This is a genomic window from Streptomyces sp. NPDC053665 (assembly GCF_055585285.1).
This window is the reverse complement of record NZ_JBVJKK010000008.1, coordinates 253,657-275,984: the sequence shown is the minus strand read 5'-3', so window position 1 is coordinate 275,984 and position 22,328 is coordinate 253,657. Positions and strand designations below refer to the sequence as shown.

The 22,328-nt window shown below is 71.4% G+C and carries 22 protein-coding genes; 20 read left to right on the top strand and 2 right to left on the bottom strand.

Translation table 11 applies throughout. The features are described from left to right. Nucleotides 1-501 precede the first annotated feature (501 nt). From ACZ6ZN_RS29320 to ACZ6ZN_RS29310, 3 genes are all read left to right on the top strand, one after another. Nucleotides 502-2,217 (top strand): site-2 protease family protein, encoded by a 1,716-nt coding sequence (locus tag ACZ6ZN_RS29320; RefSeq protein ID WP_469651064.1) that lies wholly within the window; start codon nt 502-504, stop codon nt 2,215-2,217. A gap of 70 nt (nt 2,218-2,287) precedes the next feature. Then, nucleotides 2,288-3,190 (top strand): tRNA (adenine-N1)-methyltransferase, encoded by a 903-nt coding sequence (locus ACZ6ZN_RS29315; protein WP_369198164.1) that lies wholly within the window; start codon nt 2,288-2,290, stop codon nt 3,188-3,190. Nucleotides 3,191-3,512: 322 nt separating this feature from the next. After that, nucleotides 3,513-4,091 carry a hypothetical protein gene (locus ACZ6ZN_RS29310; RefSeq protein ID WP_469650839.1) on the top strand — a complete coding sequence of 193 codons (579 nt, stop codon included), beginning with the start codon at nt 3,513-3,515 and terminating at the stop codon, nt 4,089-4,091. Between the two features lie 63 nt (nt 4,092-4,154). Here ACZ6ZN_RS29310 and ACZ6ZN_RS29305 read toward each other — a convergent pair whose 3' ends face one another. Continuing rightward, complete coding sequence (locus ACZ6ZN_RS29305) at nt 4,155-4,460, bottom strand: ferredoxin (protein WP_369198166.1); 306 nt, start codon at nt 4,458-4,460, stop codon at nt 4,155-4,157. A 245-nt stretch (nt 4,461-4,705) separates the two neighbouring features. Here ACZ6ZN_RS29305 and arc point away from each other — a divergent pair, with 245 nt between their 5' ends. The 5 genes from arc to prcA all read left to right on the top strand — a co-directional run bounded on the left by arc (nt 4,706) and on the right by prcA (nt 10,616). After that, nucleotides 4,706-6,472: a proteasome ATPase gene (arc, locus tag ACZ6ZN_RS29300; RefSeq protein ID WP_398110575.1), complete on the top strand. Its 1,767-nt coding sequence runs from the start codon at nt 4,706-4,708 to the stop codon at nt 6,470-6,472. A gap of 234 nt (nt 6,473-6,706) precedes the next feature. Then, nucleotides 6,707-8,218, top strand: coding sequence for a depupylase/deamidase Dop (gene dop / locus ACZ6ZN_RS29295; protein WP_398110576.1), 1,512 nt, complete (start codon nt 6,707-6,709; stop codon nt 8,216-8,218). A gap of 188 nt (nt 8,219-8,406) precedes the next feature. Further along, a complete protein-coding gene (locus ACZ6ZN_RS29290) occupies nt 8,407-8,625 on the top strand; it encodes a ubiquitin-like protein Pup (RefSeq protein WP_333934568.1) in 219 nt (72 codons plus the stop codon). Between the two features lie 332 nt (nt 8,626-8,957). After that, a complete protein-coding gene (gene prcB / locus ACZ6ZN_RS29285; RefSeq protein WP_398110577.1) occupies nt 8,958-9,803 on the top strand; it encodes a proteasome subunit beta in 846 nt (281 codons plus the stop codon). Nucleotides 9,804-9,872: 69 nt separating this feature from the next. Then, complete coding sequence (gene prcA / locus ACZ6ZN_RS29280; protein WP_398110578.1) at nt 9,873-10,616, top strand: proteasome subunit alpha; 744 nt, start codon at nt 9,873-9,875, stop codon at nt 10,614-10,616. A 274-nt stretch (nt 10,617-10,890) separates the two neighbouring features. Here prcA and ACZ6ZN_RS29275 read toward each other — a convergent pair whose 3' ends face one another. Then, nucleotides 10,891-11,943 (bottom strand): LacI family DNA-binding transcriptional regulator, encoded by a 1,053-nt coding sequence (locus ACZ6ZN_RS29275; protein WP_469650833.1) that lies wholly within the window; start codon nt 11,941-11,943, stop codon nt 10,891-10,893. A 46-nt stretch (nt 11,944-11,989) separates the two neighbouring features. On the opposite strand from ACZ6ZN_RS29275, the gene ACZ6ZN_RS29270 reads away from it, so the two are divergent. The 12 genes from ACZ6ZN_RS29270 to tatC all read left to right on the top strand — a co-directional run bounded on the left by ACZ6ZN_RS29270 (nt 11,990) and on the right by tatC (nt 22,299). Continuing rightward, a complete protein-coding gene (locus ACZ6ZN_RS29270; protein WP_469650831.1) occupies nt 11,990-13,249 on the top strand; it encodes an MFS transporter in 1,260 nt (419 codons plus the stop codon). Between the two features lie 9 nt (nt 13,250-13,258). After that, on the top strand, nt 13,259-14,620 hold the full coding sequence (pafA, locus tag ACZ6ZN_RS29265; RefSeq protein ID WP_398110581.1) for a Pup--protein ligase: 1,362 nt from the start codon (nt 13,259-13,261) through the stop codon (nt 14,618-14,620). Nucleotides 14,621-15,107: 487 nt separating this feature from the next. Next, complete coding sequence (locus ACZ6ZN_RS29260) at nt 15,108-15,677, top strand: matrixin family metalloprotease (protein ID WP_451880335.1); 570 nt, start codon at nt 15,108-15,110, stop codon at nt 15,675-15,677. 17 nt (nt 15,678-15,694) lie between these two features. Continuing rightward, the gene (locus tag ACZ6ZN_RS29255; protein WP_469650827.1) at nt 15,695-16,360 is read left to right on the top strand and encodes a hypothetical protein; all 666 of its coding nucleotides are present in this window, start codon (nt 15,695-15,697) and stop codon (nt 16,358-16,360) included. Nucleotides 16,361-16,509: 149 nt separating this feature from the next. Continuing rightward, a complete protein-coding gene (locus tag ACZ6ZN_RS29250) occupies nt 16,510-17,490 on the top strand; it encodes an FKBP-type peptidyl-prolyl cis-trans isomerase (protein WP_398110584.1) in 981 nt (326 codons plus the stop codon). A 55-nt stretch (nt 17,491-17,545) separates the two neighbouring features. Next, nucleotides 17,546-17,917 carry an FKBP-type peptidyl-prolyl cis-trans isomerase gene (locus tag ACZ6ZN_RS29245; protein ID WP_019754140.1) on the top strand — a complete coding sequence of 124 codons (372 nt, stop codon included), beginning with the start codon at nt 17,546-17,548 and terminating at the stop codon, nt 17,915-17,917. Nucleotides 17,918-18,044: 127 nt separating this feature from the next. Further along, the gene (locus ACZ6ZN_RS29240; protein WP_398110585.1) at nt 18,045-19,022 is read left to right on the top strand and encodes a helix-turn-helix transcriptional regulator; all 978 of its coding nucleotides are present in this window, start codon (nt 18,045-18,047) and stop codon (nt 19,020-19,022) included. A 19-nt stretch (nt 19,023-19,041) separates the two neighbouring features. Further along, nucleotides 19,042-20,124 carry a helix-turn-helix transcriptional regulator gene (locus ACZ6ZN_RS29235; protein WP_469650823.1) on the top strand — a complete coding sequence of 361 codons (1,083 nt, stop codon included), beginning with the start codon at nt 19,042-19,044 and terminating at the stop codon, nt 20,122-20,124. 133 nt (nt 20,125-20,257) lie between these two features. Continuing rightward, nucleotides 20,258-20,518, top strand: coding sequence for a hypothetical protein (locus ACZ6ZN_RS29230; RefSeq protein WP_398110794.1), 261 nt, complete (start codon nt 20,258-20,260; stop codon nt 20,516-20,518). Nucleotides 20,519-20,563: 45 nt separating this feature from the next. Beyond that, nucleotides 20,564-20,758: a hypothetical protein gene (locus ACZ6ZN_RS29225; RefSeq protein WP_451879857.1), complete on the top strand. Its 195-nt coding sequence runs from the start codon at nt 20,564-20,566 to the stop codon at nt 20,756-20,758. A gap of 252 nt (nt 20,759-21,010) precedes the next feature. Beyond that, nucleotides 21,011-21,292: a Sec-independent protein translocase subunit TatA gene (tatA, locus tag ACZ6ZN_RS29220; protein WP_333934557.1), complete on the top strand. Its 282-nt coding sequence runs from the start codon at nt 21,011-21,013 to the stop codon at nt 21,290-21,292. A 47-nt stretch (nt 21,293-21,339) separates the two neighbouring features. After that, complete coding sequence (tatC, locus tag ACZ6ZN_RS29215) at nt 21,340-22,299, top strand: twin-arginine translocase subunit TatC (protein ID WP_451879856.1); 960 nt, start codon at nt 21,340-21,342, stop codon at nt 22,297-22,299. The last annotated feature ends 29 nt before the right edge of the window (nt 22,300-22,328 follow it).

Genomic DNA, 22,328 nt, shown 5'->3' with positions numbered 1-22,328 from the left:
GGCGGGCGCGGGCAGCCGCGGTCCGGCAACGACGAGTCGGCCGACCGTCACACGGGGTCTGCGCCCCGGGCCACCGGCCGGCCCTCCGCCGACGAACGCGCCCCGGCCGAACGGCACGCCGAGGACGACCACACCGAAGCCGGCCATCCGGTCGCCCCGCAGGCCCGCCGGCCCGCCGGCCCACCCCACCCGGCCGGTTCCGCGCCCGCCCCGGCGGACCCCCGGCAGCACCCGCAGGCGTCCGCGCCCCAGCACCCCGCGACCGGCGACCCGGAGTCCCTTCCCACGTCGCCGGCCCCCGCCCCCCGGACGGTGCCCGCCCGCCAGCAGGCACCGAGCGGTCCCCCCGATGCCGAAGGCCCGGCGGACACCCCGACCGGGACCCCTGCCCCCGGCACCCCCGCGCCTGCCGACGACGCCCCCGGCGCCCGCGACCCGCACGGCGGCCCCGCCACCCCCGTCGTCCCCGCGCCTGCCGACGACGCCCCCGGCGCCCGCGACCTGCACGGCGACCCCGCGCCGACTGACAACGCCCCCGGCACCCGCGACCCGCACGGCGACCCGGCCACCCCCGCGCCGACTGACGACGCCCCCGGCGCCCGCGACCTGCACGGCGACCCCGCCGCCCCCGCGCCCGCCGACGACGCCCCCGGCACCCGCGACCTGCACGGCGACCCCGCCGCCTCCGCGCCCGCCGACGACGCCCCCGGCGCCCGCGACCTGCACGGCGACCCCGCCGCCTCCGCGCCCGCTGACGACGCCCCCGGCGCCCGCGGCCCGCACGGCGCCCCGGCCACCCCCGAAGTTCCCGCGCCCGCTGACGACGCCCCCAGCCACCCCGACCCGCACGGCGACCCGGCGGGCGGCCCCGTCGGTCCCGCCACCGCCGCGGACGGCAGCCGTACGCCGCAGGGCGACATCCGGGCCAGTGCCCCCCGCCCCGCGACCGACCTCCACAAGACCCCCGCACCCCGGCCCGACGAGGGCGACGCCCACCCCGAGCGGGCCTATGCCGGCGGGGACCACGGCGGTCCCGGCGGCCGGGGTCCCGCCCCGCAGCGGCCGGAGCCCCGGGGCGGGCTGCTCATGGGCCGGCCCTTCGGCGTGCCGGTCTACGTCGCACCCAGCTGGTTCCTCGTCGCCGCGCTGATCACCTGGGTGTTCGGCGGTCAGCTGGAGCGCGTCCTGCCCGAGCTGGGCGCCGCCCGCTACCTGGTCTCCCTGTTCTTCGCCGTGGCCTTCTACGCCTCCGTGCTGGTGCACGAACTGGCCCACACGGTCGCCGCCCTCCGCTTCAAGCTCCCGGTCCGCCGCATCCAGCTCCAGTTCTTCGGCGGCGTCTCGGAGATCGAGAAGGAGGCCGAGACCCCCGGCCGCGAGTTCGTGCTCGCCTTCGTCGGACCGCTGCTCTCCCTCGTCCTGTCCGGCCTCTTCTACGCCGCCATGCAGACCGTGGAGCCGGGCACCGTCCCGGGCGTGCTGCTGGCCGGCCTGATGATCTCCAACCTCATCGTGGCCGCCTTCAACCTCCTGCCCGGCCTGCCCCTCGACGGCGGCCGGATGCTGCGCGCCGTGGTCTGGAAGCTCACCGGCAAGCCGATGACCGGCACCGTCGCCGCCGCCTGGGTCGGCCGCGCCCTCGCCGTGTCCGTGCTGATCGGGCTGCCCCTGCTCACCCAGTCCGGCGCCCTCGGCACCGAGGCCGTCGACAACGTCGGCATGGACACCGTCCTCGACGCGCTGCTCGCCGCGATCCTCGCCGCGATCATCTGGACCGGCGCGGGCAACAGCCTGCGCATGGCCCGTCTGCGCGAGCACCTGCCCGAGCTGCGCGCCCGCAGCCTCACCCGGCGCGCGGTCCCGGTCGAGGGCGCCACCCCGCTCTCGGAGGCCCTGCGCCGCGCCAACGCCGCCGGGGCCCGGGCCCTGGTCGTGGTCGACACCGACGGCAAGCCCCTCTCCCTCGTGCGGGAGGCCGCCATCGTCGGCGTACCGGAGCACCGCCGGCCCTGGGTCGCGGTCAGCGGCCTCGCCCAGGACCTCACCGACGGCATGCGCGTCTCCGCGGAACTGTCCGGCGAGGAACTCCTGGACGCCCTGCGCGCCACCCCCGCGACCGAGTACCTGGTGGTGGAGGAGACCGGCGAGATCTACGGCGTCCTGTCGGCGGCCGACGTCGAGCGTGCCTTCGTCAAGGCGATGGCACGGCCGTCCTAGAGCCGTACGCGGGCACCCGGGGGCCGTCCGGGTGGTCGGCGGCCCTCTCCGGGGCCGGTAGGCTGGTCACATGTCCGAACCGACCGGTGCCGCCCGCAGGCGCGGGCCCTTCAAGGTCGGGGACCAGGTTCAGCTGACCGACCCCAAGGGCCGCCACTACACGTTCACGCTCGAGGCCGGGAAGAACTTCCACACCCACAAGGGTTCCTTCCCGCACGACGAGCTGATCGGCGCTCCCGAGGGCAGCGTTGTCCGCACCACGGGGAACGTCGCCTACCTCGCGCTGCGCCCCCTGCTCCCCGACTACGTCCTGTCCATGCCCCGAGGGGCAGCCGTCGTCTACCCGAAGGACGCGGGGCAGATCCTCGCCTTCGCCGACATCTTCCCCGGCGCGCGCGTCGTGGAGGCCGGTGTCGGCTCCGGCTCGCTCAGCAGCTTCCTGCTGCGCGCCATCGGCGACCAGGGCATGCTGCACTCCTACGAGCGCCGCGAGGACTTCGCCGAGATCGCCCAGCAGAACGTGGAGCGCTACTTCGGCGGACCGCACCCCGCCTGGCAGCTCACCGTCGGCGACCTCCAGGACAACCTGTCCGACACCGACGTCGACCGCGTCATCCTGGACATGCTCGCTCCCTGGGAGTGCCTGGAGGCCGTCTCCAAGGCGCTGGTCCCCGGCGGCATCCTGTGCTGCTACGTGGCGACCACCACCCAGCTGGCCCGGACCGTGGAGTCCATCCGTGAGATCGGCTGCTTCAACGAGCCGACCTCCTGGGAGACCATGATCCGCAACTGGCACATCGAGGGCCTGGCCGTCCGCCCGGACCACCGGATGATCGGCCACACCGGCTTCCTGCTCACCGCCCGCCGCCTCGCGGACGGCGTCGAGCCGCCCATGCGCCGCCGCCGCCCCGCCAAGGGCGCCTACGGCGAGGACTACGCCGGCCCCAACGCCGACGGCGGCGCCGCCCGCTGAGGGCGCTCCGCTACCGCACCCAACGCACGGCCGTCGCGGCCGAGTTCCCGGAACGCCACCGGAACTCGGCCGCGACGCCGTTTCGTTGCCGCGGCGGGTGAACCGCAGGCGTATACCGCTGACCTGCCCGCAGGGCCCTCTCGGGCGTGGTGCACCGCAGGCGGTGGGCCGCCGCCCGCACCGGACCGCTGACGCGCCGGCAGGTGGCCAACCCCTGTCCCTTCCCCGCCGAAGGACGTGCACACCCCGCCGTTCCCTCCGGGTGTGACGTGTGGCACCATCTTGGCCACCCCACCGGCACAGCCCTCAGGAGATCCTCCTAGTGCAGCCTTCCGCCGTTCCGGAGCTCGCCCACACGCACACCCGCCCCATCCACTGGCTCGCCACCGCCACGGCACTGGCCGGCGTGGTGGCCCTCTCCTCGGTCCTCCAGCCCGGTGCCGCCACGGCCGCCCAGCCGGACGCGCCCGGGACCGGACGCGCCCCGGCGCACGCGGCGCCGCCCGATCCGGCCGCCGTGACGTTCCCGGTGGAGTGCGGACCGGTGAAGGCCGTCGTGCAGAAGAAGGCCTCCGCGGACCTCGACGGCGACGGCCGCCCCGAGACGGTGGCCGTGGTCCACTGCGACTCCCCGATGGGCACCCCGCCCGACGGCGTGTACGTCCTCACCCGGGACGCCGACAGCGGCAGGCCCCGGCTCGTGGCCACCCTGCTCGACCCCGAGGACGGCACCACGGTCGGTGACTTCGCCGTGCGCGGCGGCGCCGTGACGGCGACCCTGCTCGGCTACTCGTCGGCGGACGTGCCCCGTTGCTGCCCCGACGAGAAGAGCGACGCGAAATGGCGTTGGCGCGACGGCACGTTCGTCCGCTCCACGCCCGCCGGCGCGCGCAGCGTGTGAGGACGGCGCGGCGGCCAGGGGGCGCGAGGGATCAGCCGGTGGTCACGGAGCGTGCGGAACCGGTCACCCGGCGTCCGGTCCGTAGACTTCCGCCCTGTCCGAAACCCGGCGTACGTGGATGCACTCGCCCGGACACTCCTTCGCCGAGTCGATCACATCGGTGAGGAGCGGCAGCGGGACCGGCGTCGTCGCCCCCTTCTCCTGGAGCAACTCGTCCTCGGCGCTCTTCACATAGGCCAGACCGTCGATGTCCAGCTCGAACACCTCGGGCGCGTACTGGGCGCAGATGCCGTCGCCGGTGCACAGGTCCTGGTCGATCCAGACCTCCAGCGCCTCCCCGGCGACGTCCGCCTCCTGCTGCACGCTCATCTCTCCTGCCGTTTCTCCGCCGTGCCGTACCGGGAATCCGGCCAGCTCCGGCGGGTGTTGAACGCTTCGACCCTACCTGGGGCTGGGTTCCAATCATGTTCGCTGGGTATTCCCCTGGCGTGAGGGAGAGCGCAAGGGTGAAGATCGGACACACCCCGACCGTCTTTGTGATCTAGGGGTTTCAATCGACACCCGCCCAGGTAGGGTCTGGAAGCGTCCAGCTCCCCTTGGAGGAGGTGAGGACCGTGGCAGCCCACGACGACGACATGAACCGCGGCATCCGCCCGGGACGCGGGTCCGACGACCCGGCCGGGCAGATCGCTTACCTTGAGCAGGAGATCGCCGTCCTGCGACGCAAGCTCGCCGACTCTCCGCGACACACGAGGATTCTCGAAGAGCGGATCGTCGAGCTGCAGACCAATCTGGCCGGCGTGTCCGCGCAGAACGAGCGACTCGCCAACACACTCCGTGAGGCCCGCGACCAGATCGTGGCCCTCAAGGAGGAAGTCGACCGGCTCGCACAGCCGCCGGCCGGCTTCGGTGTCTTCCTGACGGCGAACGAGGACGGTACCGCCGACATCTTCACCGGCGGCCGCAAGCTCAGGGTGAACGTGAGCCCCAGCGTCGAGCTCGAGGAGCTCCGGCGCGGCCAGGAAGTAATGCTGAACGAAGCGCTCAACGTGGTCGAGGCCATGGAGTTCGAGCGCGTCGGTGACATCGTGACCCTCAAGGAGATCCTCGAGGACGGCGAGCGGGCCCTGGTGCTCGGGCACACCGACGAGGAGCGGGTGGTGCGGCTCGCCGAGCCGCTGCTGGACGTCACCATCCGCCCCGGCGACGCCCTCCTGCTCGAACCCCGCTCCGGCTACGTCTACGAGGTCGTGCCCAAGAGCGAGGTCGAGGAGCTCGTCCTCGAAGAGGTCCCCGACATCGGCTACGAGCAGATCGGCGGTCTCGGCGGCCAGATCGAGGCCATCCGCGACGCGGTCGAGCTGCCGTACCTCTACCCGGACCTGTTCAAGGAGCACGAACTGCGGCCGCCGAAGGGCGTGCTGCTCTACGGGCCCCCCGGATGCGGCAAGACGCTCATCGCCAAGGCCGTGGCCAACTCGCTGGCCAAGAAGGTCGCCGAGGTGACCGGTCAGGCCGCCGGCAAGAGCTTCTTCCTCAACATCAAGGGCCCCGAGCTGCTCAACAAGTACGTCGGTGAGACGGAGCGGCAGATCCGCCTCGTCTTCCAGCGGGCCCGTGAGAAGGCCAGCGAGGGCACGCCCGTCATCGTCTTCTTCGACGAGATGGAGTCCCTCTTCCGCACCCGCGGCTCCGGTGTCAGCTCGGACGTGGAGAACACCATCGTCCCGCAGCTGCTCGCCGAGATCGACGGTGTGGAGGGCCTGCAGAACGTGGTCGTGATCGGTGCCTCCAACCGCGAGGACATGATCGACCCGGCCATCCTGCGCCCCGGCCGGCTGGACGTGAAGATCAAGATCGAGCGTCCGGACGCCGAGGCCGCCAAGGACATCTTCGGCAAGTACCTCACCGAGCGCCTCCCGCTGCACTCCGACGACCTCGGCGAGCACGGAGGCGACAAGGACGCCACGGTCCAGAACATGATTCAGACGGCCGTGGAGCACATGTACGCGGAATCCGAGGAGAACCGCTTCCTGGAGGTCACCTACGCCAATGGTGACAAGGAAGTCCTGTACTTCAAGGACTTCAATTCCGGCGCCATGATCGAGAACATCGTGGGCCGCGCCAAGAAGATGGCGATCAAGGATTTCCTCGAGAAGAACCAGAAGGGTCTGCGCGTCTCCCACCTCCTCCAGGCCTGTGTGGACGAGTTCAAGGAGAACGAGGACCTGCCCAACACCACCAACCCGGACGACTGGGCCCGGATCTCCGGAAAGAAGGGCGAGCGGATCGTGTACATCCGTACGCTCATCACCGGAAAGCAGGGTGCGGACACCGGACGCTCCATCGACACGGTGGCGAACACCGGTCAGTACCTGTAAAAGGCAGGGCGGCTGCGGGTGCCCTCGGCGGGTACCCGCAGCCGACTGCTTTTCGGGCCACGGCTGGAGCAACGCAATGACGCAAATGATCTCCCCACCAGCGCAAAGGCGTTCTAGGCTCTTCCGTACCGCCGGATCGCGCAGTGCGGGGACGGGCACCGCACACGCAACCGAGCGCCAGCGGTATCTGAGTGGCGCCCACGACCGAGGGTGCCGCCGGGCAAGGAGGGCCGCATGACCGTACGGCGAGTAATGGGCATCGAGACGGAGTACGGGATCTCCGTCCCCGGCCACCCCAACGCCAATGCCATGCTCACCTCGTCCCAGATCGTGAACGCCTACGCGGCGGCGATGCACCGGGCCCGCCGGGCCCGCTGGGACTTCGAGGAGGAGAATCCGCTGCGGGACGCGCGAGGCTTCGACCTCGCCCGTGAGGCCGCCGACTCCAGCCAGCTCACCGACGAGGACATCGGCCTGGCCAACGTGATCCTCACCAACGGTGCGCGGCTCTACGTCGACCACGCCCACCCCGAGTACAGCTCTCCCGAGGTGACCAACCCGCGGGACGCCGTGCTGTGGGACAAGGCCGGCGAGCGGATCATGGCGGAGGCCGCGGAACGGGCCGCCCAGCTGCCCGGTGCCCAGCCGATCCACCTGTACAAGAACAACACCGACAACAAGGGCGCGTCCTACGGCACGCACGAGAACTACCTGATGAAGCGGGAGACCCCCTTCTCGGACATCGTGCGCCACCTGACGCCCTTCTTCGTCTCCCGCCAGGTCGTCACCGGCGCGGGCCGCGTCGGCATCGGCCAGGACGGGCACGAGCACGGCTTCCAGCTGAGTCAGCGGGCGGACTACTTCGAGGTCGAGGTCGGCCTGGAGACCACGCTCAAGCGCCCCATCATCAACACCCGTGACGAGCCGCACGCGGACGCCGAGAGGTACCGGCGGCTGCACGTCATCATCGGCGACGCGAACCTCTCCGAGATCTCGACGTATCTGAAGCTGGGCACGACCGCGCTGGTGCTGTCGATGATCGAGGACGGCTTCATCGCCGTGGACCTGGCCGTCGACCAGCCCGTGCGCACCCTGCACCAGGTCTCGCACGACCCGTCGCTCAAGCGGCTGGTCACGCTCCGCAGCGGCCGGACGCTCACCGCGGTCCAGTTGCAGATGGAGTACTACGAGCTGGCCCGCAAGTACGTGGAGGAGCGCTACGGCGCCGACGCGGACGACCAGACCAAGGACGTCCTGTCCCGCTGGGAGGACACCCTCACCCGTCTGGAGCACGACCCGATGAGTCTGGCCGGCGAGCTGGACTGGGTCGCCAAGCGGGAGCTCATGGAGGGCTACCGGCGCCGGGACAGCCTCGACTGGGACGCCGCGCGGCTGCACCTCGTCGACCTCCAGTACGCCGACGTGCGGCCCGAGAAGGGCCTGTACAACCGCCTGGTGGCCCGTGGGCGCATGAAGCGGCTGCTGGACGAGGCGGACGTGGAGCGGGCCCGTACGGTGCCGCCCGAGGACACCCGGGCGTACTTCCGCGGGCGCTGCCTGGAGCAGTACGCGGACGACGTCGCGGCGGCCTCCTGGGACTCGGTGATCTTCGACCTTCCCGGCCGGGACTCCCTGCAGCGGGTCCCAACCCTGGAACCGCTTCGCGGAACGCGTAATCACGTCAAGGAGCTCCTGGACCGCTGCCGCACCGCGGAAGACCTGGTCAGAGTCCTGTCCGGGGGGTGAGCGCGGATGAGCGCGGTGCGTGGGTACCCGGGAGGGGCCCGCCGGACAGGGTGGAAAATCCCAGGTCCGGGAATCATCGAGGTGGTCCCCGTGCGTTGGAGCAACTGCGGGGCCCTTGTCAGACCGGGCGAGTAGGGTCTGATCTTGACCGAGCAACTGTGTCGGGCGAACCGAGCGGGGTGAGGGATATGGCGACCAAGGACACCGGCGGCGGACAGCAGAAGGCCACCCGGTCCACCGAGGAGGTCGAGGAGCAGTCTGCGGAGGCGCAGGGCTCCGAGGACCTCAAGGAGCGTCAGGAGAAGCTGAGCGACGACGTGGACTCCGTCCTCGACGAGATCGACGACGTGCTCGAGGAGAACGCGGAGGACTTCGTGCGCTCCTTCGTGCAAAAGGGCGGTCAGTAGGGCGCTCGCTCTCGTCCCGCAGGCGGGCGAGGGACACGGGTGACGGACGGGCGGAGCGCGGAGCGCTGTGCGCGGGGCAGTCGGTGACAGGGCGCTCTCGTGCGCGGCGCTCCGGGCGTCGGCGGCGTCCGGAGCCCGGCGGCCCGCCGCCGGTCACGGGGCGGGCGAATGCGGCGTCACCCCGGCGCAGTTGGTTCCGCCGGGCATGTGGATCACCGCCGAAGGACGGGTAGGGTCCGAGGCATACCGCGCCCCCGGCCGCAGGACCGGGGTTGTACCAAGGATCGGCCCGACGTCACTGGGCGGGCTGCCGCTTACGTGGAAGGAATCGCGTGGAAGCCAACACTCGTAGCACCGGGCGTCTGCCATCTGCCTTCCTGACGCCGGGCTCCTCCTCCTTCATGGACTTCCTCTCCGATCACCAGCCCGAACTGCTGCCGGGGAACAAGAAGTTGCCGCCCGTGCAGGGCGCCGTCGAGGCACCGCACGGCACGACGATCGTGGCGGTGACGTTCCCCGGCGGTGTGGTCCTCGCCGGTGACCGGCGGGCCACGATGGGCAACGTCATCGCGCAGCGGGACATCGAGAAGGTCTTCCCCGCCGACGAGTACTCGGCGGTCGGCATCGCCGGCACGGCGGGCCTGGCCGTGGAGATGGTGAAGTTGTTCCAGCTGGAGCTGGAGCACTTCGAGAAGGTCGAGGGCGCCCAGCTGTCCCTGGAGGGCAAGGCCAACCGGCTGTCGACGATGATCCGCTCGAACCTCGGGATGGCCATGCAGGGCCTGGCCGTCGTCCCGCTGTTCGCCGGGTACGACGTCGACCGGGACAAGGGCCGCATCTTCTCGTACGACGTCACCGGCGGTCGCTCCGAGGAGCACGGGTACGCGGCCACCGGGTCCGGCTCGATCTTCGCGCGCGGCGCGATGAAGAAGCTCTTCCGGAACGACCTGAGCGAGAGCGAGGCCACGACACTCGTGGTCCAGGCGCTCTACGACGCGGCCGACGACGACTCGGCGACCGGCGGTCCCGACGTCGCCCGCCGGATCTATCCCATCGTCACCGTGATCACCGAGGACGGCTTCCGCCGGCTCACCGAGGACGAGGCGTCCGAGATCGCGCGCTCCGTCCTCCAGCGGCGGCTGGAGCAGCCCGACGGGCCGCGGGCCGCGCTGCTGTGAGCGGCCGGCCGTCTTCGTGAGGGTGGTCCAGTGAACCGACGGAATCTTCAAGAGAGGGACGGATAACCGGTGTCGACGCCGTTCTATGTCTCACCCCAGCAGGCGATGGCCGACCGGGCGGAGTACGCCCGCAAGGGCATCGCCCGTGGCCGCAGCCTGGTCGTGCTGCAGTACGCCGACGGCATCGTGTTCGTCGGCGAGAACCCGTCCCGCGCGCTGCACAAGTTCAGCGAGATCTACGACCGGATCGGCTTCGCGGCCGCCGGCAAGTACAACGAGTACGAGAACCTGCGCATCGGCGGCGTCCGCTACGCCGACCTGCGGGGGTACACCTACGACCGGGCCGATGTGACGGCCCGCGGCCTGGCGAACGTCTACGCGCAGACGCTGGGCACGATCTTTTCCAGCGCGGCCGAGAAGCCCTACGAGGTGGAGCTGGTCGTCGCCGAGGTCGGGGAGACCCCCGAGGGCGACCAGATCTACCGGCTGCCGCACGACGGATCCATCGTGGACGAGCACGGCTCGGTCGCGGTCGGCGGCAACGCGGAGCAGATCAGCAGCTACCTGGACCAGCGGCACCAGGACGGCATGACGCTGGCCGAGGCGCTGAAGCTGGCGGTCCAGGCGCTCTCGCGCGACACGAACGGCAGTGAGCGGGAGATCCCCGCGGAGCGGCTGGAGGTGGCGGTGCTGGACCGGACGCGGCCGCAGAAGCGTAAGTTCAAGCGGATCAGCGGGCGGCAGCTGTCGCGGCTGCTCGATGCGGGTGCCGCCGGCGGTGACGCGGCGGGGGCGTCGGAGGACGCCGAGTAGTTCTTGCGTGGTGTGACGCGCCCTGGCCGGCGGGTTTGTGGCCGGGGCGCGTCGCTGTGTGCGGGGGCGCGGGTGCTTCGCCTGGCCGTGGGGGGTGGGTCGGGGCCGTGTCGGGGGGTGTCCGTCCTCGGAACGGCGCGATGGGGTCTCACACCGACTCACTGTCCGTCGACGCGCCAACCAGCTGCGGGCGGACACCCCCCGACACGTCCCCTTGCGTCGTACGGCGGCCAACCCGTCGCTGCGGGCATGCGTGCCGCCAGGGGCGGCAGGGCTAGCGAGGCGGCGCCGTGGAGTTTCGTATGACCAGCTGGACCGGGATGTCTCCGCTCTCGGGAGCGCGGTCCTCCAGGACGGCCAGCAGGGCCCGCATGCCGTGCTCCCCGAAGAGCTCGGCGTCGAGGCGGACCGTCGTCAGTTCCGGGTCCATGGCCGTGGCCAGGGCCAGGTCGTCGATGCCCGTGACCGACAGGTCGTCCGGAATGCGCAGTCCGAGGCGGCGGGCCGCCTTGTACGTGCCGGCGGCGAGCTGGTCGTCGTCGCAGATCACGGCGGTGGGGCGGGTGCCGGGAGCCGAGAGGGCGGCTTCGGCGGCCGCCACCGCTCCCGCGATGGAGATCGGGGAGCGGGCTGTGCGCAGGGAGGTGCCCGGCACATCGTCCAGCCGCGCGGCCAGTTCCCGGGCGCGGACCTCGAAGGTCCAGGAGGGGACGTCCGCCGCCAGGTGGAGGAAGCGGCGGTGGCCCAGGGCCAGCAGATGGTCCGCGGCCTGGCGGACGCCGTCGGCGATGTCCAGGTTGACCGTCGCCGCGCCCAGGCTGCCGTGCGGGTCGCTGTCCAGCATCACCAGCGGGAGTGCCTCGCCGCGGATGGCGGTCAGGGCGTCCGCGGCCATGGAGGAGGCGATGACGCCGTCCAGCGCGGCCTGGGCGGAGGCGAAGGGGTCGCGGGCGGGGCCGATGCCCTCGGGGGAGGGGTAGAGGACCACGCCGAAGCCGTGCTCGGCGGCGACCCGGGTCGCGCCCGTGTAGACACCGGCGAAGAACTCCGTGGTGAGGGCCGGGACGACCAGCAGGACCGTGCGCGTGCGGCCCAGCCGCAGGTGGCGGGCGGCCAGGTTGGGGCGGTAGCCCAGGTCGCGGGCGGCTTCCCGGACCCGCTCCGCCGTGGCCTCGGAGACCCGTCCGCGCCACTTGTCCCCGAGGACCAGGGAGACGGCCGCCTGGGAGACGCCGGCGGCCTGGGCGACGTCCCGGCTCGTGGGGCGGGTGCTGCCTCGTACCACCGTGGGCCTGCTCTTTCGTCTGGACTCGTGAACAGCGGACATGGTACGTATGGAACTCGACGTTATACGTAAAACCTAGGGCGGGGACATGGCCACGGGATACCTGGAGATCCTTCGGGCGCGACACGCCGCCCGGCTGCTCGTCGGCACGCTCGTCGGGCGGCTGCCCAACGCCACGGGCGCCATCGCCATCGTGCTGTTCGTGCGGGCGGAGGGCGGTACGTACAGCCTGGCCGGTGCGCTGGCGGCGGTGTACGGCATCGCCAACGCCGTGGGGCAGCCGGTGCTGGGGCGGCTCGTGGACCTGCGCGGGCAGCCCCGGGTGCAGCTGCCCACCGCCGTGCTGTCGGCGCTGTCCATGGCCGTGTTCGCGTTCTCCGGCGTCGGCTCGCTGCCCCTCGCCTACGCCGCCGTCGCGGCCGCCGGGCTCTTCACGCCGCCCCTGGAGGGCGGGCTGCGGGCGCTGTGGCCGTCGGTGCTGCGGCGCGAGGACCAGGTGCACACGGCGTACGCCATGGACGCCGTGGCCCAGGAGGTCATCTTCACCGTCGGGCCGCTGCTGGTGACGCTGTGCGTGTCCCTCTGGTCGGCCCAGGCGGCGCTGCTGGTGCTGAACGCGGTCGGGGTGCTCGGTGCCCTGTCGGTCGTCGTCTCCAAGCCCTCACGGGCCTGGCGGTCGGCGCCGCGCGAGGCGCACTGGCTGGGCGCGCTGCGCTCGCCGGGGCTGCTGGCGCTGCTCGCGGCGTTCCTCTTCATCGGCATGGCCCTCGGGTCCATCACGGTCGCCTCCGTGCCCTACGCGGACGACCACGGCGGCGACGCCGTCTACGGGTGGCTGATGGCGGCGCTGGGCTTCGGCGCGCTGGTGGGCGGCGCCGTGTACGGGGCGCGGCAGTGGGCGGGCGAGCCCGCGCGGCGACTGCGCGTGCTGGTGGCGCTTCTGGTGGTGTGTTACCTGCCGCTGATGCTGATGCCGGACGCGGCGGCGATGGTCGCGCTGACCGCGCTCGCCGGCGTGTTCCTCGCGCCCGCCATCGCCTGCGCGTTCGTCCTGGTCGACCGGCACGCGCCGCGCGGCACGGTCACCGAGGCGTTCTCCTGGCTGGTGACCACCTTCACGGTCGGCCACTCGGTCGGAACGGGCGTCGCCGGGCCCGTCGTCGAGCAGGGCGGGGCCCTGTGGGGCTTCACCGTGCCGGCCGTCGCGGGCGGCGTGTCCCTGCTGGTTTTGATCGCCACAGGACGGGTAGTCGCAGCTCCCGGCCAGGGGGCGGTCGTTGCGGCCGGTTCGGAAAATGATCCGAACCGTGCCCTCGAACCCCGTTTCAGTTCAGGGGATCGGGCGTAATGTTCCCTCATGGACCGCCGCATTTTCGGGCTGGAGAACGAGTACGGCGTCACGTGCACGTTCAGGGGACAGCGCCGCCTGTCTCCTGACGAGGTGGCGCGGTACCTCTTCCGCCGTGTCGTGTCATGGGGCCGCAGCAGCAACGTCTTCCTTCGCAACGGCGCCCGCCTCTATCTCGACGTGGGTTCGCATCCGGAATACGCGACACCGGAATGCGACAACGTGATCGAACTGGTCACCCACGACAAGGCCGGCGAGCGCATTCTCGAAGGACTTCTGGTGGACGCCGAACGACGCCTGCACGAGGAGGGAATCGCGGGCGACGTCTACCTCTTCAAGAACAACACCGACTCGGCGGGCAACTCCTACGGATGCCACGAGAACTATCTCGTGGCGCGGCACGGGGAGTTCTCGCGGCTGGCGGACATCCTGATCCCGTTCCTGGTCACGCGCCAGCTGCTGTGCGGCGCGGGCAAGGTGCTGCAGACGCCGCGCGGGGCCGTGTACTGCGTCAGCCAGCGGGCCGAGCACATCTGGGAGGGCGTCTCCTCGGCGACCACCCGCTCCCGCCCGATCATCAACACGCGCGACGAGCCGCACGCGGACGCCGAGCGCTACCGCCGTCTGCACGTCATCGTGGGCGACTCGAACATGTCCGAGACGACCAACCTGCTCAAGGTCGGCGCCACCGATCTGGTGCTGCGCATGATCGAGGCCGGCACGGTGATGCGCGACCTCACCCTGGAGAACCCCATCCGGGCGATCCGCGAGGTCAGCCACGACATCACCGGCCGCCGCAAGGTCCGTCTGGCCAGCGGACGCGAGGCCTCCGCCCTGGAGGTGCAGCGCGAGTACTACGAGAAGGCGCTGGACTTCTGTGAGCGCCGCGGTGTCCGTACCGGCACGGTCGAGCGGGTGCTGGAGCTGTGGGGCCGCACGCTGGACGCGATCGAGAGCGAGGACCTCGACCGCATCGGCACCGAGATCGACTGGGTCATGAAGTACAAGCTCATCGAGCGCTACCGGGCCAAGCACAACATGACGATGTCCAATCCGCGGGTCGCGCAGATAGACCTCGCCTACCACGACATCCACCGCCGTCGTGGCCTGTACTACCTGCTCGAGAAGAAGGGTCAGGCGGCCCGGGTCTGCAACGACCTGAAGATCTTCGAGGGAAAGTCCGTCCCGCCGCAGACCACTCGGGCCCGGCTGCGCGGCGACTTCATCCGGCGGGCCCAGGAGCAGCGCCGGGACTTCACGGTCGACTGGGTGCACCTGAAGCTCAACGACCAGGCGCAGCGCACCGTGTTGTGCAAGGACCCGTTCCGTTCGGTGGACGACCGGGTGGAGAAGCTGATCGCCGGCATGTGACGGCGTTCCGCCGGGCGGCCTGCCCGGCGGTCGTCCCGGTGCCCGGAGGTGTCACATCCTCCGGGCACCGGGCTTTTTGCTGTCCCGGCTGTGAAGGACGTCACGCGCGCTCCCGTGCGCCCTCGGAGCGGAATAGTCCGTTCCCATCCCGTTCTCTGGTGATTTGTCCCGGCCGGACGACGGCGCCGGGCGGCTGAGTATCGGCTGCCTTTATCACGGCGTCTCGAACACCCCTGTCCGACACGCCGGAACGGGCGCCGGCCCGGTCCGGGCGGACCTCCGCGGTGGTCGGGATATTCGCGTGATCATGTCAGTGGCGTCGGGTTTACTCCTGGTGGCCGCCATGACCATGACCAGGGTCGGGCGGCAGTGCCGCGCGGCCCCGTCCGGGGGTCGCGGAGGCATCCACACACAACGGGGGCTCACTTTGCGCTCTGTCACGACCAGGACCCGACACGCAACCGTCCTCGCCACGGCCGGAGTCGTCATGACGACGGCGCTGGTGGGGCTGAGTGCGTCGAACGCCGAGGCGTACTGCCGTTCCGGCATGGTGAAGTGGAACAGCGCCGGCGCCAAGACCATAGGTGCCAACACCACCTTCCCCAGCGGCCTGCGGGCCGGCCTCAACGGCGGACTGAAGCAGTGGAACCGCAGCGGTTCCGCCCTGAGCTACAACTCGCCCGTCTACACCGGCGGCTGGCAGATCTACGCCTTCCGCGCCTCGTACAGCTACACCAGCCTCATGGGCAGTGCACCCGGGTACGCCGCGACCCAGCGGTCCGGCAGCACCCACAAGGGCGGAACGCTCTACCTGTCCAACCGCTTCCGCTGGGTGAACGGCAGCCAGAACATCAGCCAGGGCAAGGCGGACGTGCAGACGGTCGCCGTGCACGAGGTCGGCCACTTCAACGGCCTCGCCCATCCCTGGGCCCCGCACTGCACCGACGGCTCCTCCTACACCGACGCCGAGAAGAAGTCGGTCATGACGGCGATCAACACCGGCACCCGCCGCGCGCTGAACAGCGACGACATCGCCGGCATCCGCGCCCTTTACTGAACCGGGGGAATCACGAAATGAGCGCAACACGCATCAGGCGGCACAGCGGCACAGCGGCGCGCGCAGCGGCCGTTCTCGCCCTTCTCGCGCTCGGCGCCACGGCGTGTGCCGACGCCGGCGGGGACGGCCGGGACCGGGCCGCGGGCAAGCGCGGGGAGGCCGTCCGCGTCGTCTCCGGCCACGCCTACGCGGTGGACAGCAGCCCCGAGGCCGCCCTCGCGTTCCCGATGAACGACAACGTCTTCGAGGGCACGGTCGTCGGCACGCGCCCCGACGTGCACGCCGAGGACGTCCTCGACGACGGTTCGACCTTCGAGGTCGTGTACACGCCGGTCGTGGTCCGGGTCGACCGGGTCCACAAGGGGCACCTGAAGAAGGGCTCCGAGGTGGTCGTGCGGTCGATGGGCGGCACCGCCGACGGGGTCCGGTACGAGATAGCCGAGGCGCCGGCGAAGAAGACCTTCGCCAAGGGTGCCTCGCTCGTGGTGTTCGGCAGCGCCTACGAGGCCGTCGACTCGGAGAAGTCCCCGGCCCTGACGCCCAACTTCCTGTACCGGAAGGCCGGCGGGGCCTTCGTCGACGCCACCTACGCGGAGGGCGCCCACGACGGCGGCCCGGCCGACCGGGTGGACCGCACGAAGTTCCTCGGCAAGCTGCGCTCGCTGGACGGCGGGGCTTCCTGACCCCCCGCGTCCCCAGCCGCACACGCGGCGGCGCCGCCCGGGCCGTGACCGGCCCGGGCGGCGCCGTGTCGTCCGCCGGGTCCGGTCGCGCGTGCGTACGCCGTAGAGTGGCGCACATTGGCCCCCCACCCCCGATCCCAGTTGGACTGATGAACTACAACACGAAACGACTCGTGGCCGCGCTGCTGGCCGTTCCCGCCCTGTTGTTCACCGCCGCGTGCGGGTCGGACGACGGGAACAACGGCGACGCGGCGGGAGGCGTCGCCGAGGTCAAGGGAAAGGTCGGGGCGAAGCCCGAGATCTCCGTGCCCGAGGACGGTGACCCGTCCGAGAAGACCGTCGTCAAGACGCTCTCGCCGGGCAGCGGAAGCGCGATCAAGAACGCCGACTTCGTCCGCCTCGACTGGACCGTCGAGAAGTGGGGCGACGACAAGGAGCTGGGCGGCACCTGGGCCGCGGGGGCGGCGGGCGGCAGCGCCCCGCGCCGGCAGTCCGTCGAGCAGATCGGCAAGCCGAGCCAGCAGCTGCCCGAGAAGGTCCTCGACGCGGTGAAGGGCAAGAAGCCCGGCAGCCGCATCCTCGTGCAGGGCACCGCGGGCGACCTGATCGGCCAGAGCCTGAACACGTCCTCCGGCATCGCCGCCAAGGACGTGCTGATCTGGGTGGTCGACCCGGTCGGCGCGGCGAGCGTCGACGCCAAGGGCGAGGCCGAGGGCGAGCAGGCGGCCTCCGAGTCGGGCCTGCCCGAGGTGAAGGCCCCCTCGCAGAAGGCCGCGACCATCACCGTCCCCAAGGGCGTCAAGGCCCCCAAGGACCTCAAGGAGCAGGTGCTGGTCAAGGGCGACGGCAAGAAGATCGAGGCCGGCCAGGGCCTGATCGCCCAGTACACCGGGGTCAAGTGGGAGGACGGCAAGAAGTTCGACTCCTCCTGGGACCACGGCGGTGCCACGGCCTTCCAGATCGGCAACGGCTCCGTGGTGGCAGGCTGGGACAAGGGCCTGGTCGGCAAGCACGTGGGCGACCGGGTGCTGCTGGTGATCCCGCCCTCGCTCGGCTACGGCGCGAGCCCCCAGAGCGAGCTGTCCAAGAACACGCTGGTCTTCACCGTGGACATCCTGGGCGCGGTCTGACCCGGCTGTCTGTGAGACTGTCCCCGACGCAGGTCACGCAACAAGGAGAGATGAAGTGAGCATCGACAAGCCCGAGATCGACTTCCCGGGCGGCGAGCCCCCGGCGGACCTCGAGATCAAGGACATCTGGGAGGGCGACGGACCGGTCGCGCAGGCCGGCCAGACGGTCACCGTGCACTACGTCGGCGTGGCCTTCAGCACCGGCGAGGAGTTCGACGCCAGCTGGAACCGCGGCACCCCCTTCCGCTTCCCGCTGGGCGGCGGCCGGGTCATCAAGGGCTGGGACCAGGGTGTGCAGGGCATGAAGGTCGGCGGCCGCCGCCAGCTGACCATCCCCGCCCACCTCGCCTACGGCAACCAGAGCCCGACCCCGGCGATCAAGCCCGGCGAGACGCTGATCTTCGTGGTCGACCTGCTCGGCGTCTGATCACGGTCCGACAGACTCGATCACCTGGGGCCCATGCCTGTCCGGCATGGGCCCTCGGCTTTTGCCGTACCACCGTGTGGCGGTACGGTCATCGCTCGTAAGCACCATAGGGAGGCGAAGCGCGTCGATGGCCATTGCCAAGGCCGAGCGGCTGATGAATCTGGCGCTGTGTCTGCTCGGGACCCGGCGGCCGCTCAGCAAGCGCGAGCTGCGCGACTCCATCGAGGCCTACGTCGAGGCCTTCGGGCCGGGCAGCGGCTCGGCCGGGTCCGACGACTCGTTCAACCGCATGTTCGAGCGGGACAAGGACGACCTGCGTGAACTCGGCCTGGTGATCGAGACGGTCGAGAGCCTCGAGGGTGAGGTGGGCTACATGGCCCGCCGCGACAGCAACCGCCTCCCGCCCATCACCCTGGACGCGGAGGAGGCCGCCGCGCTGGGGCTGGCCGCCAAGGTGTGGCAGCAGGCCCGGCTCGCCGGAGCGGCCAGCGGAGCGCTGCAGAAGCTGCGCGCCGCCGGGCTGCCCGAGGACGTCGACCCGTACGGGTCGCACGGCGCGCTGGAACCCCGGATCCCCGTGCACGAGGCGGCGTTCGAACCGCTGATGCTGGCCTGCCGGGACCGGCGCCCGGTCGTCTTCGACTACCGCAAGGCCACCGCCGCCCACCCCGAGCAGCGGCACGTCGAGCCGTGGGCGCTGGAGTGCTGGCGCGGCCACTGGTACCTGGCGGGCTGGGACCGCGACCGGGGCGCGGAGCGGGTGTTCCGGCTGTCCCGCATCACCGGCAAGGTCCGCTCCCGCGGCGGCCGGTACACGGCCCCCGTACCCGACGTGGTCACCGTCCGCGAGACCGTCGCGAGCTGGGCCGGGGAGATCGCCGACCGCTCGGCCCGCATCCGGCTGCGGTCGGACGCCGGGTACCCCCTTCGGGCGAAGGCCACCTCGGTTCGGGAACTCGGCGACGGCTGGGACGAGTTGGAGATTCCGTACGGCCACGGGCTGGACGCCTGGCTGGTGGAGTTCGGGCCCGACGTGGTCGTACTGGAGCCCGCGGAGCTGCGGGCCGACGTGGTGGACCGGCTGCGTGCCGTGGCCAAGGGCTGAGGGGGAGCGGAGCAAGACAGTGGCAGGCAAACCGGTCAGGCCCGTGAACGCCATCGACCAGACCCGGCGGATGCTCTCCCTGGTGACGTACCTGAGGGAGCGCCCGGGGGCGCGTGTGGAGGACGTGGCACGCGCCTTCGGCGTCACCGAGGACGAGCTGGTCTCCGACCTCGACGTGCTGCCCATGTGCGGCACCAGCTTCCGCGGCGGCGACCTGCTCGACATCGACACCGACGGCGAGCGCATCTGGTGGCACAACCCGGCCGCGCTCGCGGCGGAGGCGGCGGAGCCGCTGAGGCTCGCCGCGGACGAGGCCACCGCCCTGCTCGTCGCCGCCCGGGCCGTGGCCACCCTGCCCGGACTGCGGGAGAGCGACAGGCAGGCGCTGCTGCGGGCGACGGCCAAGGTGGAGACCGCGGCCGGCGAGGCGGCGGGCGCCAGCTCGCGGCTGTCGGTGACCTTCGAGTCCGAGGGCGGTGTCTTCGCCGACGTCGACCGGGCGATCGCCGAGCGCCGCCGCCTGTGGATCCGCTACTACTCGCCCGCCCGGGACGAGGTCACCGAGCGGGAGATCGACCCGATCCGCCTGGTCAGCGTCGGGCACACCTACGTCGAGGCGTGGTGCCGCCGCTCCGAGGCGCGCCGCACCTTCCGGCTCGACCGGGTCGCCGAGATCAAGATCCTCGACGAGCCCTCCGCCCCGCCGGAGATCGAACTGCGGGACCTGTCGGAGGCCCTGGTGCAGCCCGCGGCGGAGGACCCGGAGGTCGTGATCGAGGTCGGCCCCGGCGGCCGCTGGGTCGCCGAGTACTACCCGCACGACAGCGCGGACGAGCTCGCGGACGGCGGGCTGCGCATCACCCTGCGGACCCCCGACCCGACGTCGCTCAGACGGCTGGCGCTGCGGCTCGGGCGGGACGGCCGGATCGTCTCCCCGCCGGAGCTCGCCGGCAGCGCCCGGCAGGCCGCGCGCGAGGCGCTCGCCGCGTACGACGGGATCGAGGCGGTTGAAGCGGTCGAAGCGGCCGGTGCGCGCCGCCCCGCGCCGGAGCCCCAGGCGGCGCACGCGATCGCGGACGGGCCGGACGGCGCGGGCGAGTGATCCGGGGGTGCCCGCGGTGCGGGCGATCCGGCGGGACCGTCCGGGCGCGCCCGGCACGGCACCCCGCAGGCGAACGACCCGAGGAAGAGGAGCGAGGTCTGTGAGCGAGTCGGTGACGTCCTCAGCGGCGGGCATGACGGCGGAGTCCGCCTTCACCGGCATGAGAGCCGTCGCCCCGGTGCTGTTCCGGGCCGGCTGCCCGGACTGCCGGGAGCGCTTCGAGCTCGCCGCCGGTGCGCTGCGCCTCGCCATCGGCGCGTCCAGCCGCACCACCTTCTACTCCTTCACCTGCCCCCGGTGCGGCTCGGCGGTCCGCAAGCCCGCGGGGGAGCGGATCGTGGAACTGCTCACCGGCGGCGGGGTGCGCACGCTGCGGCTGCACTCGACGCTCTGACGGGCCGGGACGTACCTCCCCCGGGGACGGTCTAGGCTCGACGTCATGTTCTGGCCGATGTTCGCGGTTGCCGTGGGATTCGTGGGTCTTGCCGTGCTGGCGGTGTTCGCCGTGCGGGTCTTCGTGGCCGCGCAGGACCTGGGCAGGCAGGTCACCGACGCGGCACGCCGGATCAACCGGGCCGCGGAGGATCTGGAGCGGGCCGCGGAGAGCGCGGCCCGGTCGGCCGACGCCCTGTGAACCGTCCGGGCGTGCAGCGCGCCGTGGACCCGCTCGCCCTGTCACCGGGCAGGCAGAGACAGGTACGCTGCTGATCGTGGTCCGGTTAACGAGGCGCGGGCCGCGGACGGGAGTACGCACAGGGGACGCAGAGGGATTGCCTCACGTTCACCCCCGGGCGTTACGATCGCTGTCGACCCGATCGTCCGGACATGTGTCCGACCGGTCGGACAGCACCCCACCACAGCCGCCTCGGTGAGAAGGTAAAGACTTATGTTCGGAAGGCTCGGAGCCCCCGAGATCATTCTCATCCTCGTCGTCATCATCCTGCTGTTCGGCGCGAAGAAGCTTCCGGACATGGCTCGGTCGCTCGGCAAGTCCGCCCGCATCCTCAAGAGCGAGGCCAAGGCGATGAAGGACGAGAACAAGTCGTCCACCACCCCGGCCGGCCCGCCGAACACCGACGAGCCCTCGCAGCGCACCATCCAGGCCGCTCCCGGCGACGTGACCAGCTCGCGCCCGGTCAACGAGCCCACGGACACGACCAAGCGCTGACGCAGGGCCGGTGACCTCCGGCCCGCCGCACGAGATGGGAACGTGGGTTGCTGAAGTCTGCCCGCAAGCAGGAGAAGGATCCCGAGGGGCGGATGCCCCTCGCGGAGCACCTCCGCGAGCTCCGCAACCGGCTCGTGAAGAGCCTGCTGGCGATCGTCGTCACGACCGTGGTCGCTGCCTTCTTCTACAAGGACATCATCCAGTTCTTCACCGATCCCATCCTCGACGCGGTGGGATGCAAGTACAGCTTCGCCGAACTGGCGAAAGGTACCGAGGAAACGCAGTGCGCGCGGATCGTCCAGAACGGTCTGCTGAGCCCGTTCACGCTCGCCCTCACGGTCTCGCTGTCCTCCGGTGTGGCACTCGCGGCCCCGGTGTGGCTGTACCAGCTGTGGGCCTTCGTGGCCCCGGGCCTGCACCGGCACGAGAAGAAGTATTCGCTGGCCTTCGTGGCCGCGGGGTTCCCCCTGTTCCTCACGGGCGCCTACTTCGCCTACTGGTCGCTGCCCAAGATGGCGTCCGTGATGCTCGAGTTCTCGATCATCGGCAGCGACAACCAGCTTCCCCTCGATGATCTCCTGCAGTTGGTCATGCGGATGATCATCGTCTTCGGGCTCTCCTTCGAGCTGCCGCTGCTGCTGGTCATGCTGAACTTCGGGGGCGTCCTTTCCGGCAAGCGGATGGCGGGCTGGTGGCGGGGCATGATCCTGGGCATCACCCTGTTCGCCGCGGTCGCCACGCCCAGCACCGACCCGATCTCCATGCTCGCCCTGGCGGGCCCCATCTGGGTTCTGTACTTCGCAGCGAGCGCGATCGCCCTCGCGAACGACAGGCGGCGTGCCCGCCGCGACGCCCTCGGTCCCGCCGACGACGAGGCCTCCGAGCTGGATCTCACGCCCGAGGACATCGGCGAGATCGAGCCCGTGACCACCAGCCGGGCCGCCCTGCCCGAGCAGGCGAGCGGCGAGCGCACGGACCGGGTCAACGGTTATGACGACGTGACCTGAGGACCGCCGGCCGGCTCGTAGGGTCATCC

Bases quoted from the DNA above. Each gene is read 5' to 3' on its own strand.
- tatA (WP_333934557.1), top strand. From the start codon at position 21,011: ATGTTCGGAAGGCTCGGAGCCCCCGAGATCATTCTCATCCTCGTCGTC.
- ACZ6ZN_RS29290 (WP_333934568.1), top strand. From the start codon at position 8,407: ATGGCGACCAAGGACACCGGCGGCGGACAGCAGAAGGCCACCCGGTCC.
- ACZ6ZN_RS29270 (WP_469650831.1), top strand. From the start codon at position 11,990: ATGGCCACGGGATACCTGGAGATCCTTCGGGCGCGACACGCCGCCCGG.
- ACZ6ZN_RS29315 (WP_369198164.1), top strand. From the start codon at position 2,288: ATGTCCGAACCGACCGGTGCCGCCCGCAGGCGCGGGCCCTTCAAGGTC.
- ACZ6ZN_RS29225 (WP_451879857.1), top strand. From the start codon at position 20,564: ATGTTCTGGCCGATGTTCGCGGTTGCCGTGGGATTCGTGGGTCTTGCC.
- ACZ6ZN_RS29240 (WP_398110585.1), top strand. From the start codon at position 18,045: ATGGCCATTGCCAAGGCCGAGCGGCTGATGAATCTGGCGCTGTGTCTG.
- ACZ6ZN_RS29255 (WP_469650827.1), top strand. From the start codon at position 15,695: ATGAGCGCAACACGCATCAGGCGGCACAGCGGCACAGCGGCGCGCGCA.
- ACZ6ZN_RS29305 (WP_369198166.1), bottom strand. From the start codon at position 4,460: ATGAGCGTGCAGCAGGAGGCGGACGTCGCCGGGGAGGCGCTGGAGGTC.
- ACZ6ZN_RS29250 (WP_398110584.1), top strand. From the start codon at position 16,510: ATGAACTACAACACGAAACGACTCGTGGCCGCGCTGCTGGCCGTTCCC.
- pafA (WP_398110581.1), top strand. From the start codon at position 13,259: ATGGACCGCCGCATTTTCGGGCTGGAGAACGAGTACGGCGTCACGTGC.
- ACZ6ZN_RS29230 (WP_398110794.1), top strand. From the start codon at position 20,258: ATGACGGCGGAGTCCGCCTTCACCGGCATGAGAGCCGTCGCCCCGGTG.
- ACZ6ZN_RS29275 (WP_469650833.1), bottom strand. From the start codon at position 11,943: ATGTCCGCTGTTCACGAGTCCAGACGAAAGAGCAGGCCCACGGTGGTA.
- dop (WP_398110576.1), top strand. From the start codon at position 6,707: ATGACCGTACGGCGAGTAATGGGCATCGAGACGGAGTACGGGATCTCC.
- ACZ6ZN_RS29260 (WP_451880335.1), top strand. From the start codon at position 15,108: ATGACGACGGCGCTGGTGGGGCTGAGTGCGTCGAACGCCGAGGCGTAC.